At 73.6% G+C, this 14,507-nt stretch carries 13 protein-coding genes and 1 pseudogene; 9 read left to right on the top strand and 5 right to left on the bottom strand.

Annotated elements, in window-relative coordinates; genetic code table 11:
- The first annotated feature begins 188 nt into the window (after positions 1-188).
- Positions 189-350, top strand: a complete 162-nt coding sequence (locus ACFW01_RS22045) for a hypothetical protein (RefSeq protein ID WP_234955943.1) — start codon at positions 189-191, stop codon at positions 348-350.
- A gap of 141 nt (positions 351-491) precedes the next feature.
- On the opposite strand, the gene ACFW01_RS22040 is transcribed toward ACFW01_RS22045, so the two are convergent.
- A complete protein-coding gene (locus ACFW01_RS22040) occupies positions 492-1,139 on the bottom strand; it encodes a nucleoside/nucleotide kinase family protein (protein WP_384505776.1) in 648 nt (215 codons plus the stop codon).
- Positions 1,140-1,193: 54 nt separating this feature from the next.
- Here ACFW01_RS22040 and ACFW01_RS22035 point away from each other — a divergent pair, with 54 nt between their 5' ends.
- The 4 genes from ACFW01_RS22035 (at position 1,194) to ACFW01_RS22020 (ending at position 6,523) form a co-directional block, all read left to right on the top strand.
- Complete coding sequence (locus ACFW01_RS22035) at positions 1,194-1,934, top strand: beta-phosphoglucomutase family hydrolase (RefSeq protein WP_234955947.1); 741 nt, start codon at positions 1,194-1,196, stop codon at positions 1,932-1,934.
- The gene (locus tag ACFW01_RS22030) at positions 1,931-4,285 is read left to right on the top strand and encodes a glycoside hydrolase family 65 protein (RefSeq protein WP_384505773.1); all 2,355 of its coding nucleotides are present in this window, start codon (positions 1,931-1,933) and stop codon (positions 4,283-4,285) included. Before ACFW01_RS22035 ends, ACFW01_RS22030 begins: the two co-directional genes overlap by 4 nt.
- Before the next feature lie 185 nt (positions 4,286-4,470).
- Complete coding sequence (locus tag ACFW01_RS22025) at positions 4,471-5,946, top strand: hypothetical protein (protein ID WP_384505770.1); 1,476 nt, start codon at positions 4,471-4,473, stop codon at positions 5,944-5,946.
- Positions 5,947-6,013: 67 nt separating this feature from the next.
- Positions 6,014-6,523: a DUF5709 domain-containing protein gene (locus ACFW01_RS22020; protein WP_234955953.1), complete on the top strand. Its 510-nt coding sequence runs from the start codon at positions 6,014-6,016 to the stop codon at positions 6,521-6,523.
- 34 nt (positions 6,524-6,557) lie between these two features.
- Here the strand turns inward: ACFW01_RS22020 and ACFW01_RS22015 are convergent, their stop codons facing one another.
- Positions 6,558-6,779 (bottom strand): hypothetical protein, encoded by a 222-nt coding sequence (locus tag ACFW01_RS22015; protein WP_234955955.1) that lies wholly within the window; start codon positions 6,777-6,779, stop codon positions 6,558-6,560.
- Positions 6,780-6,857: 78 nt separating this feature from the next.
- On the opposite strand from ACFW01_RS22015, the pseudogene ACFW01_RS22010 reads away from it, so the two are divergent.
- Together ACFW01_RS22010 and ACFW01_RS22005 are read left to right on the top strand one after the other, a co-directional pair.
- Positions 6,858-8,144 (top strand): annotated as a pseudogene (locus ACFW01_RS22010) (MMPL family transporter); the annotation flags it as partial.
- Between the two features lie 141 nt (positions 8,145-8,285).
- Positions 8,286-9,251, top strand: coding sequence for an MMPL family transporter (locus ACFW01_RS22005; protein ID WP_384505947.1), 966 nt, complete (start codon positions 8,286-8,288; stop codon positions 9,249-9,251).
- Here the strand turns inward: ACFW01_RS22005 and ACFW01_RS22000 are convergent.
- Entirely contained in the window at positions 9,223-10,326 is a 1,104-nt protein-coding gene (locus tag ACFW01_RS22000; protein ID WP_234956178.1) for a PP2C family protein-serine/threonine phosphatase, read from the bottom strand. The two genes, ACFW01_RS22005 and ACFW01_RS22000, sit on opposite strands and share 29 nt — an antisense overlap.
- A gap of 62 nt (positions 10,327-10,388) precedes the next feature.
- Positions 10,389-11,603, bottom strand: coding sequence for a glycoside hydrolase family 64 protein (locus tag ACFW01_RS21995; RefSeq protein ID WP_234955959.1), 1,215 nt, complete (start codon positions 11,601-11,603; stop codon positions 10,389-10,391).
- 317 nt (positions 11,604-11,920) lie between these two features.
- Here ACFW01_RS21995 and ACFW01_RS21990 point away from each other — a divergent pair, with 317 nt between their 5' ends.
- Both ACFW01_RS21990 and ACFW01_RS21985 read left to right on the top strand, forming a co-directional pair.
- Complete coding sequence (locus ACFW01_RS21990) at positions 11,921-12,820, top strand: GNAT family N-acetyltransferase (RefSeq protein WP_384505765.1); 900 nt, start codon at positions 11,921-11,923, stop codon at positions 12,818-12,820.
- Entirely contained in the window at positions 12,817-13,209 is a 393-nt protein-coding gene (locus ACFW01_RS21985) for a hypothetical protein (RefSeq protein ID WP_384505762.1), read from the top strand. Before ACFW01_RS21990 ends, ACFW01_RS21985 begins: the two co-directional genes overlap by 4 nt.
- Positions 13,210-13,215: 6 nt before the next feature.
- Here ACFW01_RS21985 and ACFW01_RS21980 read toward each other — a convergent pair whose 3' ends face one another.
- Positions 13,216-14,103 carry a Gfo/Idh/MocA family protein gene (locus ACFW01_RS21980; RefSeq protein WP_384505759.1) on the bottom strand — a complete coding sequence of 296 codons (888 nt, stop codon included), beginning with the start codon at positions 14,101-14,103 and terminating at the stop codon, positions 13,216-13,218.
- Positions 14,104-14,507 lie beyond the last annotated feature (404 nt).

Raw genomic sequence — 14,507 nt, 5'->3', positions numbered from 1 at the left:
CCGCCTCCTTTGTCTCCCACGAAGGTCAACATAGCTCACCCACCGTGGCGGGCACGGCGGTCCGACGGGCCCGCCTGGCGGGGGATAGCGGCGCGCCGTCCGGGAACCCGCCGCGACGGAAGGTCCCGCCGGCCCGTGCGGCCCGCGGACACGGAACAGCACGCGGACACGGACGAGGAGCCTCAGTCATGACCGTCCCGGAAGAGAACCGGCCGAAGACCGACACCACCGAAGCCGCCCAGGACCGGCGCGAGGACGAGCCGCCGCGCCCGCCGGGCGGCACCGGCCGGACCCTGCGCGAGGCACTGGAGGAGGCGCACGTCCGCCCGGACGACTACGCCGAGGAGTGACCCGCCCGCCGGGGTGACCGGGACGGACGACGACGGGAACGTCGGACAGGCCCTGGGTGTGCCGTCCCGGGACACCGCGAGCACGCACCGGACGCCGCGGGGCCGCCCTCCGGGCGGACGGCGCAACTTCGCGGACACGGCCTAGCCGCCCAGCACCTCCGCCGGTACCACCAGGTCGGCCCGGTGCCCGCTCGCGGCGACCAGGTCCGCGTTGGCCTGGTCGGTGCCCAGCGCCCAGGCGCGCGCCTGTTCGGGGGACTTGCCGAACCGCTCGTGCCGGGCGACCAGCCGGCGGATCCGCTCCGCCTCGGTGAGCCCGCAGAACCACACCTCGTCGAGCCGGGACCGCACCCGCCGCCACGCGCCGGTCTCGAGGAGCAGGTAGTTGCCTTCCGTCACCACCAGCCGCGCCGACGGCGGCACGGGCACGGCTCCGGCGAGGGGCTGCTCCAGCACGCGCTCGAAGCCGGGCGCGTACACGATGCCGTCGCCGTCCTCCTCGCGCAGCCGGCCCAGCAGCGCCGCGTACCCGGCCGCGTCGAAGGTGTCCGGCGCGCCCTTGCGGTCCCGGCGGCCCAGCCGGTCCAGTTCGGCGTCAGCGAGGTGGAAGCCGTCCATGGGGACGTGTGCCGCCCAGGGCTCGCCCGGGCCGTTCAGCTCCCGCACCAGACGCCCGGCGAGCGTCGACTTCCCGGCGCCGGGGGAGCCCGCGATGCCCAGGACCGCGCGCCGTCCGCCGGACGGGAGGGCGCGGGCACGGGCGAGGAGGTCGTCGAAGGTCAGCGGCACACCGCACAGTGTGTCACCCGATGGGACGGGCCCCGGCGGGGAACTGTGGGGTGTATGAGTACGCAGCTGGGACTTCCCGACACCATCCAGGCCTGTCTCTTCGACCTCGACGGGGTCGTCACCAGGACGGCGGTGGTGCACGCCGCCGCCTGGAAGGAGACGTTCGACGCCTTCCTGCGAGAGCGCGACGGCGAGGACTTCCGTCCCTTCACCGACTCCGACTACGACGAGTACGTCGACGGCCGCCCCCGCGCCGACGGCGTCCGCTCCTTCCTCGCCTCCCGGGGCGTCGAACTGCCCGAGGGCGGACCCGACGACCCACCGGACGCGCCCACCGTCAACGGCGTCGGCAACCGCAAGAACGAACTGCTCCTGGCGAAGATCCGCACCGACGGCGTGGAGCCGTACGAGGGCACCCTGCGCTACATCGACGCGGTCCGCGCCGCCGGCCTCGCCACCGCGATCGTCTCCTCCAGCGCCAACACCCGGGACGTGCTCCGCTCCATCGACGCCGAAGACCTGTTCGACGTGCGGATCGACGGCGTAATCGCCCGTGAACGGAAGCTGCCGGGCAAGCCCCACCCCGACACCTTCCTCGCCGCCGCCCGGGACCTCGGCGTCGACCCGTCCCGCGCCGCCGTCTTCGAGGACGCGCTGGCCGGCATGGACGCGGGACGCTCCGGACACTTCGGCTTCGTCGTCGGCGTCGACCGCGTCGGCCAGACCGACGCCCTCTACGCCCACGGCGCCGACCGCGTCGTCAAGGACCTCGACGAGCTGGGAGGCCGCGCGTGATCACCGACCGGACGTACACCGTGGAACCGTGGCGGGTGCGCGAGACCGCCCTCAACCTCGACCTCCTGGCCCAGAGCGAGTCGGTCTTCGCCCTGTCCAACGGACACGTCGGCTGGCGCGGCAACCTCGACGAGGGCGAACCCAACGGCCTGCCCGGCAGCTACCTCAACGGCGTGTACGAACTGCACCCGCTGCCCTACGCGGAGGCGGGCTACGGCTACCCCGAGGCCGGCCAGACCGTCATCAACGTCACCAACGGCAAACTGCTGCGGCTCCTCGTCGACGACGAGCCCTTCGACCTGCGCTACGGGCGGCTCCGCAAGCACGAACGCACCCTGGACCTCAGGCGCGGCGTCCTGGAGCGGACCTGCGAGTGGACCTCCCCGGCCGGTACGACCATCCGAGTGCGCTCCACCCGGCTGGTCTCCCTCACCCAGCGCGCCATCGCCGCCGTGGAGTACGAGGTCGAGCCCCTCGACAGCCGCACCCGGGTGGTGATCCAGTCCGAACTCGTCACCAACGAGAGCCTGCCCGACCCCGACGGCGACCCCAGGGCGGCCAAGGCCCTCCAGTCCCCTCTGGAGCCGGAGGAGCACCTGGCCCAGGGGTCCCGGCTGCGCCTGGTCCACCGCACCCGGCGCAGCGGGCTCAGGGTCGCCGTCGCCGCCGACCACGTGGTGGACGCCCCCGGGGAGACCACCACCGGGGTGGAGAGCAACGACGACGTGGCCCGGCTGACCATCACCTCCGTCCTGGAGCCGGGAGAGCGGCTGAGGGTGCAGAAGACGGTCGCCCACGGCTGGTCGGGCGCCCGTTCCCGGCCCGCGATGAGCGACCAGGTCGAGGCGGCGCTGGCCGCCGCCGCGCACGGCGGCTGGGACGGCCTGGTCGCCGAACAGCGCGCCTACCTCGACGACTTCTGGGCCAGCGCGGACGTCGAGGTGCACGGCGACGAGGAGATCCAGCAGGCCGTGCGCTTCGCCTTGTTCCACGTCCTCCAGGCCGGGGCCCGCGCCGAACAGCGGGCGATTCCGGCCAAGGGACTCACCGGTTCCGGATATGACGGGCACGCGTTCTGGGACACCGAGATGTTCGTGCTGCCCGTGCTCACCTACACCGCCCCCAAGGCCGTCGCCGAGGCGCTGCGCTGGCGCCAGGACACCTTGCCCGCCGCCCGGGACCGCGCCACCCAACTCGGACTGCGCGGCGCCGCCTTCCCCTGGCGCACGATCGACGGGTCGGAGGGGTCCGCGTACTGGCCGGCCGGCACCGCCGCGTTCCATGTGGCCGCCGACATCGCGCACGCCGCGGTGCGCTACACGGCGGCGACCGGCGACACCGACTTCGAACGCGACACCGCCCTGGAACTCCTGGTGGAGACGGCGCGCCTGTGGCGCTCCCTGGGCCACCACGACCACCACGGCGTCTTCCACATCGACGGCGTCACCGGCCCGGACGAGTACAGCGCCATCGCCGACGACAACACCTACACCAACCTCATGGCCCGCTCGAACCTCCTCGCCGCGGCCGACGCCTGCGAACGCCACCCGGACGAGGCGACCCGTCTCGGCGTCGACGACGAGGAGAGCGCCGCCTGGCGGGACGCCGCCGAGTCCGTGCACATCTCCTACAACGAGGAGCTCGGCGTCCACGAGCAGCACGCGGGCTTCACCCGGTACCAGCGCTGGGACTTCGCCGCCACCGCCGCCGACCAGTACCCGCTGATGCTGCACTTCCCCTACTTCGACCTGTACCGCAAGCAGGTCATCAAACAGTCCGACCTGGTGCTGGCGATGTACACCTGCGGCAGCTGGTTCGACGCCCACTGCGACGAGGACCAGATCGCCGCCAACTTCGCCTACTACGAGCCGCTGACCGTGCGGGACTCCTCGCTGTCCGCGTGCTGCCAGGCCGTCGTCGCCGCCCAGACCGGGCACCTGCGCCTGGCCTACGACTACGCCGCCGAGGCCGCCCTGATGGACCTGGCGGACCTGGAGCACAACACCCGCGACGGACTCCACATCGCCTCGCTGGCCGGTACGTGGATGGCCCTGGTCGCCGGGTTCGGCGGCACCCGCAGGGACGGCGACAGCCTCGGGTTCACCCCGCGCCTGCCCGAGAAGTTCAGCCGCCTTGCCTTCCGGCTGCAGTTCCGCGGCCGGTGCCTGAGCGTGGAGATCGACTCCGACCGGGCCACGTACAGGCTGCTGACCGGTGATCCCCTGACCATCCGTCACCACGGGACGGAGGTCCACGTGAACGGGGACGGCCCCGTCACCCTCCCCGTCCCGGCGCCGAAGCGGCGACCGACACCCGAACAGCCCCTGCACCGGCGCCCCAACGAACCCTGACCGGACGGCGGCGCGCCCTCGGGCACCGTGACGCACGACACTGCCCGACTGGCCGAGTTCCACCCTGCACTTCGCTGGGCCGCGGGTTAGTTTGACCTTGATTTCCGGGTTTCCGGGCTCCCGCCACGGGCGGCAGGAGGTGAGGACCGAGCGGCCCCGCGAGGTGCGGGGGTGAGGGGTGCACCATGGCCGGCGGCGCGAACGCCATTCTCGTCGGCGGACGGCGGGGCGGGACGGCGGCGTCCGGCACTCCCCGACGCCTGCCGGCGGACCTCCTGCTCGCGTCGGTGGCCGCCGTCTTCACCGTCGCCCAACTGGTCCTGGTCCACCCCTCGATGGGCCTCGGCTGGGACGAGACGGTCTACGTCAGCCAGGTCACCACCCATCACCCCGCCGCCTTCTTCAGCGCACCGCGATCCCGGGGCGTCCCCTTGCTGGTGGCGCCCGTCGCCTCCTGGTCGGCCTCCACCGAACTGCTGCGCGTCTACCTGGCCGTGCTCTCCGGGCTGGGCCTGTATCTCGCGCTGCGCGCCTGGCGCGGCCTGTTCCCGTCCCACGTCCTGGCCACGGCCGGAGCCTTCTTCGCCACCCTGTGGGTGACCCTCTTCTACGGTCCGCAGGCCATGCCCAACTACTGGGTCGCCATCGGTGCCCTGATCTGCGTGGGCTGCTTCCTCCGGGTCCTGCGGGGCGAGCCCGGCCGGCGTGCGCTCTGGGGCGTGGCGGCCGGCGCCCTCCTGATGGCCCTGATGCGGCCGACCGACGCCGTCTGGGTGGCCGTACCCCTGCTGCTGCTCGTGCTCTTACGCCGCCACTGGATGCTGCTGCTCGCGCTGGCGGGGGGCCTGGCCGCCGGGGGACTGGAGTGGGTGATCGAGGCGTACGCCTGGTACGGCGGGCTCGGCGAGCGGCTGTCGAGGGCCTCCGAGATCCAGGGCGGTCTCGGCTGGAACTTCGCCGTCGACGACCAGATGCGCAGCCTGGGCGGCCGCGGACTGTGCCGCCCCTGCACCGGAGAAATGCCGAACCCGCTGGTCACCCTGTGGTGGGTGGTACTCCCGCTGGTCGCCGCCCTCGGCGTCGCCGTCGCGGTCCGGGCCCGGCGGAGCGCGACGGCCCTGGTCCCCTTCGCCTGCGCCGTGACGTCCGCGCTGCCGTACCTGTTCATGATCGGGTACGCGGCGCCCCGCTTCCTCCAGCCCGCCTACGCCCTGCTGGCCGTCCCCGTCGCCGACGCGCTGTGGCACCTGGTCAGGAACGGGCACGGCCGGTGGCGGCCGGTGCTCGCGCCGCTGGTGGCACTCGCCCTGGCCGGGCATCTCGCGGCCCAGACGGCTGTGCTCATCGGCACCGTGAACCGCAACGTCGACAGCCGCCAGGACTGGACCCGCGTCGCCGACGAGCTGCACCGGCTCGGAGTGCGGCCGCCCTGCCTGGTCACCGGCCACGAGTCGATCCCCATCGGCTACTACACAGGCTGCTCGTCCGGCGCGACCAGCGGCAACAACGGGAACACCACCGCCGCCGAGATCGTGGACACCGCGTCCAGGATCCCGGTCGCCGCGATCACCGGCCCGGGCGGCACCGCGCCCGGCTACGCCCGCGACTGGACCCCGCACCGCATCACCGACCTGAGCGTCCGCGTCGCACCCACGGGTTAGAGATCGCGTATCGGGAAACGCGAACCGGGCAACGACACGTCCGACGCAGCGCGAGAGGGAGGCAGCGATGGGCACCGACCCCATGGCCGACGACGCATACCAGCCCACCGGGACCAACGAGGAGCAGGCCGACGCCGCGCCCCTCGACCTCCAGGACGCCGTCGACGAGCGGACCTACGACGACACGCTCGACGAGGGCTACTCCCCGCCGGAGAAGCCCCTCGGTGTCAACCGGCACGGCACCACGGCCGCCGAGCAGCACGACGGCGAGAGCCTCGACGAGCGGCTCGCCGAGGAGGTGCCCGACGTCGAGGTGCCGGACGGCGACGGCGTGGGCGACCAGCCCGGCGGCGAGGGGGAGCCGGTCGACCCGGAGGCGGGCACGGAACGCTCGGGGCGCCTGGTCGCCCCCGACGAGGGCGTCCGCGGCGACACCACCAAGGAGACGGTCGCCGAGGACGTGGGCATCGACGGCGGAGCCGCCGGCGCCGAGGAGGCCGCCATGCACGTCGTACCGGACGAGACGGGGCCCGCGGACCCCGAGGACGACGGGACGGGCCCCGGCCGGACGGGCTGACCCGCCGGGGCCGGGCGAACCCGGGCCCGCGGGGTCAGGGCAGCAGCTTGTCGAGGGCCGCGGGGCCCTCGTCGGCCAGCTTCCGCCTGGCCCACTCCAGGTTCTCCGGCGTGACGTCCCGGCCGGCCGCCAGGACGACGTCCTCCGGGGACACCTCCGTGCCGGTGCGCGCGTGGAGCAGGTCGTCCGGCGTGGCGCGGTCGTCGCCGGTACGGACTTCGGACGGTCGGGAGGCGTCGGGCTGTGACGTCGACATATCGGTGCTCCTCGGATCCGGATCGCTGCTTCGGTGCCGTGCTGTTGTCGGTCCCGAATATCCCGATAACACCATTCAATGCGGATCCCGCCCGCGCATCCGGAGTGCCCGACGATCCGACGTGCCGCCCGGGGCGCCCCGGCGTGTAATGGAGGGCACGCGACATCGGACCGATCGAACCTGTCGCCCGGCAGAAGGACCACGGCCATGGCACGAAGGCGCACCGGCGCCGCGGAACGGGGGACAGGCGGCGGGGGAGGACTGCGGCGCTGGGGCGAGTGGTGCGCCCGGCACGGTGTGGTGGTCGTCGTCGCCTGGCTGGCCGCACTGGTCGCGCTGACCCTGACGAACCGCTCCTTCGGCGGCGACTACGCCGACGACTTCAACCTGCCCTCCTCACAGTCCCAGCAGGGCCTGGACGTCCTGGAGCGGCACGACCCGGCGGCCGGCGGCTACAGCAGCCAGATCGTCGTGCACGACGACAAGGGGCTGACCTCGCTCGGCTCCCAGATGTCCACCACCGTGAGCGATCTGGGGAAGCTTCCGCACGTCCTGTCCGCCCAGAACCCGCTCACCGCCACCCCGCAGTCCGGTTCCTCCCAGCAGAACATGGGCCCCGTCTCGACGGACGGCCGCACCGGCTACATCACCGTCCGTTTCGACATCCAGCCCGCCCAGCTGGGCGACGGCTACCTCGACGGCGTGGACGACGCCGTCGCCCCGCTGCGCTCGGCGGGCGCCGAGGTCGAGTACGGCGGATCGCTCGGTGAGCTGGCCCGTCCGGCGGCCGACGACCGGGTGAGTGAACTCATCGGCTTCGGCGTCGCCGTCGTCGTCCTGCTGATCGGCTTCGGCAGCGTGCTCGCCGCGGTCGCGCCCCTGGTCACCGCGCTGATCGGGGTGGTCGGCGGGCTGGCCTGCCTCGGCCTGCTCGCGGCGGCGTTCACCTTCGCCACCGTGTCCCCGACCCTGGCGACCATGATCGGCCTGGGCGTCGGCATCGACTACGCCCTGTTCCTGATCACCCGGCACCGGCAGAACCTCATGAACGGCGCCGACCCGGTGCGGGCGGCCGGTCACGCCACCGGCACCAGCGGCCGGGCGGTCCTCGTCTCCGGCTGCACGGTGATCGTCGCGCTCCTCGGCCTGTACGCGTCCGGGGTGTCCTTCATCGGCAAGCTCGGCATCGCGGCCGCGGTGACCGTCGTCTCGGCCGTCCTCGGCGCCCTGACCCTGGTGCCCGCCCTGCTCGGGCTCATCGGCCGGCACATCGACCGGCTGCGGGTACGCCGTCCGGTCGCCGAGACCGACGCCGAGCCCGGCACCGAACCCCACGGCACCTGGCACCGCTACGCACGGCGGGTGGAGCGGCGGCCGTGGCGCTTCCTGGCCGCGGGCGTGGCCGCCCTCGTCGTGCTGGCCGTCCCCGTGTTCTCCCTCCAGCTCGGCCACATCGACGACGGGGCCGACCCCACGTCCTTCACCGACCGGCGGGCCTACGACCTGATGTCCGACGCCTTCGGGCCCGGCTCCAACGGCCCGCTGACCGTCGTCGTCGACCAGAGCGGCGTCCCCCAGTCGCAGCGCTCGGACCTGTCCTCGCAGGTCACCAAGAGCCTCGACGGCGTCTCCGGCACGGCCGCGGTGACCCCGGTGACCCCCACCCAGGACGGCGACGTGCTGCTCGCCACGGTGTACCCGAAGGAGGACCCGCAGAGCGCCGCCACCACCGACCTGGCCAACCGGCTGGTCGACACCACCCTGCCCGACGCCGTTGCCGGCACGGACGCCGAGGGCTACGTCACCGGGGCCACCGCCTCCCAGGTGGACTTCCGCGACATCGTCGCCGAACGCCTGCCGCTGATCATCGGCGTGGTGGTCGCGCTGGCCTTCCTGATCATCCTGGCGGTCTTCCGCGGCCCGCTGGTCGCCCTCAAGGCCGCCGTCCTCAACGTGCTGTCGATCGCCGCCTCCTACGGCGTCGTGGTGGCCGTCTTCCAGTGGGGGTGGGGCGGACCCGCGCTCGGGGTCTCCGGCACCGTGCCCATCGAGAGCTACGTCCCGATGATGATGTTCGCGATCATCTTCGGACTCAGCATGGACTACGAGATCTTCCTGCTCTCCCGGGTCCACGAGGCCTGGCTGCGCACGGGGAACGCGAAGGACTCGGTGGCCCACGCCCTGGAGATCACCGCGCGGGTGATCACCTGCGCGGCGCTGATCATGGTGAGCGTCTTCGCCGCGTTCATCATCAGCGACAACATCGTGGTCAAGATGCTCGGCCTCGGCCTCGCGGTGAGCGTGCTCGTCGACGCCACGATCGTCCGCCTGCTCCTGGTGCCCGCCGTGATGACGCTGCTCGGACGGCACGCCTGGTGGACGCCCCGGTGGCTCGACCGGATCCTCCCGCACATCGACGCGGAGGGCGAGCGCGAAGGGGGCGTCAGCCCCGGGCGGGCGGCGCGGGGGTGAGGACGAGCATCGTGACGTCGTCCTGCACGTCCGGGCTGAACCGCAGCAGGTCGGCCCAGACCAGCCCGGGGAGCGCGGAGGGGTCGGCGCCCGCGAGCGCGGCCAGCCGTTCGGCCAGCGGGTAGAAGGCACCGCCGTCGCCGCGGGCCTCGACCACGCCGTCGGAGGCGAGGAAGAGCAGGTCACCCGGGCGCAGCCGCACCGTGCACACCTCCATCGCTCCCGCGTCCGCCAGTCCGAGCCCGAGCGGCGTCCACGGGGCTACCTCCAGCTCCGTGGCCCGCCCGTCCCGCAGCAGCAGCGGCGGCGGGTTGCCGCAGACCACGACGCGCACCTCCAGGCCGTCCGCGGAGAACTCCAGCAGCGCGGCCGTCGCGAACAGCTCCGCGTGCCGCGTGTCCGCCGAGTCCACCAGCAGCCTGCGGTCCAGCCGCCCCGCCACCGACGCGAGGTCCGGCCGGTCCAGCACCGCCTCCCGGAACGCGCCCAGCAGCGAGGCGACCGTCGACACCGCCGACAGCCCGTGCCCCTGCACGTCCCCCGTCACCACCCGTACGCCGAACGGGCCGTCCCGCACGTCGAAGAAGTCGCCCCCGACCAGCGTCCCGCGCTGCGCCGCCCGGTAGAGCCCGGCGCAGCGCACCGCCCCCACCCGCTCGGGCAGCGGGGGCACCACTGCACGCTGCGCGGCCTCGGCGACCGCGCGCTCCAGCCCCAGCTGGGCGTCGCGCCGGCTGCGCACGAAGGACACGAACACGCTCAGCACCCCGACGAAGACGACGGTCAGCAGGTCGGCGTCGCCCGGCCGGTCGAGCTGGAAGACCGGCACGGTCAGCAGCGTGATCACGGCGCCGCACAGCACGGCCGTCGCCAGCGGACCGTACGACAGCACGGCCAGCGGCGGGATGGCGCCCAGCAGGAAGCCGATGTCCAGACGGTCGTCACTGAGCAGCGTCGCCAGGCAGATCAGCAGGATGAGGGCCGGCGGCAGCAGCCGCACCCAGCGGGGCGGCGGGGCCCCGCTGAGCCAGCTCCGCCGGTCCTCGCCCGGGCGCAGCGGCGGGCCGGACACCATTCGCACACCACCACGCTCCTACGCCGCCCCGCCGCCCGCACGCCGAACCGTGCGGGCCGCGGCTAGAACGCGGTCAGGGTGAGCCGGAAGCCGGTCGGTGCCGTGTCCTGGATGTACGAGGCGAAGTCGGCCACGTCGTCGAAGGCGAAGCCGTACGCCCTGCCGTCCTCGGTGGCCGCGTGCACCGCCTTGGAGTAGTGGTTGGTCAGGCCGGTCCCGTAGAACGTCGCCGGGTCGGTCGTGGGCTGCTCGGCGGAGGACACCAGCGTGGAGCGGTTGAAGCCGGCGCCGAGGACCGCGGCGACGGGGCCGGTCGTGCCGTCGTTGGGCGCGGCGAGGGCACCGTCGCAGAACAGCACGTCCCGGGTGGACGGCTTGGCGAAGGACACCTGGGCGGGACCGTCGAAGGTCAGCCGCCCGCCGCGCACCCGGCCGGTGAAGGTGCCCGCGTTGGTGGTGATCCGCAGGTCCTTGCCTGTGTAGGTGCTCCAGACCTCGTCGATGTACGGGGCGAGGTAGTCCTTCGCGAACAGACCGGCGTCCAGCCCGTGCCCCGGGGCGATCACCCGGGTGTCGTCCACGACGAGCGGCGCGAACTCCTCGACCCGGCGCAGCGCGTCGAACACCGCCGCCCGTCCGCCCGGGCGCACGGTCCCGGTGGTCTGGTCCCTGGCGCCGGTCAGCCGGATGGCGAGCGGCACGCTGAACATGTCGACCATCGTGGTGTTGCAGAACATGCCGGAGGAGTTGTACGTGAACTCGGCGCAGTCGTGCAGCACGCCGTGGTTGGGGTCGGACTCCACCCAGCCCGCCGGGTACTGCAGGGCGGGGTTTCCGGCACCGTCCGCGACGACCTTGAACTTCAGCTTCTCGCCGAGGGACACGTAGATCCGCCCGGAGAGGTACGGCAGGTTCAGCTTCGTCTCACCGCCGCCGGCGAGGCCGATGGCGTAGTCGGTGTATCCGTCGGCGCCGTTGTCCGACAGCGCCACCGGGGCGACGGTGCCGTCGGGGGTGACGCGCACCTGCCGGCCGTCCAGGTTGCCGACGATGTAGACGTGGACGTCCGTGTTGCCGAAGGTGCCCGTGTTGTTGACGATCGTCAGCGGCAGGGCATCGGCGGCCTTGGCGGCCGGGGAGTCCGCGGTGTCGTCCGAACCGACGCCGGCCAGGGCGTGCGGGGCGACGGCCGCCGCGACGGGGGCGGCCACGACGGCTCCGCCGAGGGCGACGAGCAGCTTGCGACGGGCGAGCGGACGCTGGTGACGAGCAGTCATGTGGGGGGTCTCCAGAGTGATCGGGACATGACGGCGTGGGAGTGGGGATCCGGCAGGGCTCCTGAGAGCGCTCTCACGCGGTGCGCCGATGGTACGCACGGGGGAGGGACCGGCCAACCGGCCCCGCGTGTCCTCAAGTGCGTTGTGCCTGCTGGGACTTGGTGGCCCGGCCGCCGGGGAGGAACGCTTAACCGGTGCTTAAGGCCCGCTTAATCCCGCCTCGAAATCCAGTGGCCTCCCGCGCACGGCTCCCGTACCGTTCGGCCGACGCGAGACCGTCCGGGTCACGCGCGCGCCCGTCGCACCCCGGAGGTTTCGTGACCGAGCCGGTCATCCGCACGCTCGACGCGAGCGACGTCGCCCTCTTCGACGCCATGCCCGACCCGCTGGGCGCCCGTGAGGGCCACCGGCTCACCCGGCACCGCCCGGACTGGAAGCGGGTCGCCCTGCGCGACGGCACCGTGGTCGCCCGCGCCGCCTGGTGGGGCGGGCCCGACGACACCGAACCCGTCAACGTCAACTGGTTCGACGTGGCCGAGGGCGAGGAGGACGCGGGAGCCGAACTCCTGCGCACCGCCCCCTGGCAGGTCGAACTCGAACTGAACGCGCCCGGCACCTGGCGCGAGGACCCCGCCCTGCGGGCCCCCGTCGAGGCGCGCTTCGCCGCGGCGAAGTCGGCCGGTTACGCCCCCCTGGTCGAACGCTTCCTGTACCGGTGGACCCCGGAGTGCGGGCTCCCCGCCCGGCCCGGACGCCTGGAGTTCCGGCCCGAACCGGACGACGCGGTGTTCCTGGACGCGCTGCGCCGCATCCACTCCGTCACGCTCGACGCCCACGCGCTGAGGGAGATCGAGGAGCACGGCCTCGACCGCGCCGCCCAGGCCGAGCTGGACTTCTTCCACTGGTGCCCCTCGCCGCGCGCGTGGTGGCAAGTGGCGTACACGGCCAAGGGCGAGCTCGCGGGCATCCACATCCCCGCGCACAATCCGTCCGGCCCGTGCGTCGCCTTCATCGGCGTCCTGCCGGAGCACCGCGGCCGGGGGTACGCCTACGACCTGCTCGTCGAGTGCACCCACGTCCTGGTCGAGCGGGGCGCCGAGTTCGTGTCCGCCGCGACGGACCGGGGGAACCACCCGATGGCCGCCAACTTCGCCAAGGCCGGATACCCCGTGGTGCGCGAGCGGATCAACTTCCGTCCGCCGGTGGCGGGCCGGTGATCGCCGGCGCGCGCGGCGGAGGCGCCGCGGGGTTCGAGGGCGGGATCTGGCAGGTGCGCTCCCGCGACTCCGGTGACAGGGCAGAGGGCGCGCTGGTCGGGGAGATCCTGATCGACGACGCCGACTTCCCCTGGCTGTCGGGACGGTTCCGGCCCGGACCGGCCCACGCCGCCGTCCAGGACCTCTTCGCCCGCGAACTCGCCCTCGTGGAAGGGGACGGCGCGGGCCACCGGACGGAGTGGGAAGAGGTCTGCGCCGAGATCGAACGACGCGTGCGGCTGCTCTCGCCGGACGGCCCGGTCGCCGAGTTCCTGCTGCACATCGAGGGCGACCGGGCGTGGTTCCGGTGGAGCGACGAACCCTTCGAACGGGCGGGCGACGACCGCTGAGCCGGGTCACCGGCGGTCGGCCAGCAGGGCCTCCGCCTCGGCGAGGATCTCCGTGACCCGCAGCCCGAACGCGGCGTCGCACGGCGACGGCCGCCCACCGCCCGCCGCTCCGAGCAGCGCGTCCGCGGCCCGCCGCAGCGCGGGCACCGGCCCCTCCACCGCTTGCGGAAGAAGCGTCACACCGGCCCGCCCGCGCAGCTCCACCGTCGCCCCGGCCGCGGCGGGCGGCGCCGTCAGGCTGAGCGTGACGGTGCTCGACGCGCCGCCGGAGTGGTCCAGGACCAGATGGACGGTGTCCCCGGGACCCGGCACCGCCGCCGACACGCGCCGGACGTCCCCGAGGACCGGCAGCAGTACGGACAGGGCGTGCGGACCCACGTCCCACAGGGCGCCCTTCTCCCGGCGCCACGGCGAGTGCGCGAAGGGACTGTCGTCGCCGCCGAAGACGGAGCCGAGCCACTGCGCCCGCGCGGTGAACCAGTCGTCGTCCTCGGCCTGCCCGGTGATCCACGCCTCGGTCTCGGGCTGGAACCGGGCGGTGAAGAAGACGACCGAGGCCACGCCCGCCGCACGCACCGCCTCCACCACCGCCCGCCCCTGCGCCACCGTCGGCGCGAGCGGCTTGTCGAGCAGGAGGTGGCGCCCGGCCCGTGCCGCGCGCACGGCCAGCTCGGCCTGCACGCCCGGGGGCAGTGCCACGGCGACGGCCTCCACATCGGCGAGCAGGGTGTCCACGTCGTCGTAGGCGCGGGTGCCGTGCCGCTCCGCCAGCTCCTTGGCGGCGTCCGGACGTCGCCCCCACACCCCGACGAAGTCCAGGCCGTCGTGCCCGCCCAGGGCCGGGGCGTGTGCCATGTCGGCCCAGGGGCCGGTGCCGAGCAGTCCGATACGCATGCCGTCGCCTCTCCACCGTGCCGGACCCGCTCGGGGTCCCGCCGACGTTCCCCAGTCGACCGGTGTGTCACAGCCCGGCCGACGCCGAGCGTGTCACACCGGGCACGCCCGCGGACAGTGTGCCGACCGAGCCCGGAGCGGGGCCGCCGCGAGGCCCCCGGCGGCCCCGGCCCACCCCACCGCGACGCCCTCACGTCGCCCTCGGGCAGCCCTCCGATAGCCCTTCGCGTCGCACGAGACCGGTAATCCTGCCGATCCCCCCGGCCGCACCACCCCTCGACAGTGGCACCGCCAGCTCATCGGCGACACCCTCCGGCGGATGTCCCGGGACGCGACCCCACGTGTTCCGGAACGTGTGCGACCACCGGCCGGGCCGCTCGCCACGACAGAGAGGACCACCCCTC

Origin of the sequence: Streptomyces sp. NPDC058985 (assembly GCF_042740985.1) — a bacterium.
In the GTDB taxonomy this organism is placed as follows: Bacteria; Actinomycetota; Actinomycetes; order Streptomycetales; family Streptomycetaceae; genus Streptomyces.
The sequence above is the reverse complement of the archived record's forward strand: the minus strand, read 5'-3'. Positions and strand labels throughout refer to the sequence as shown.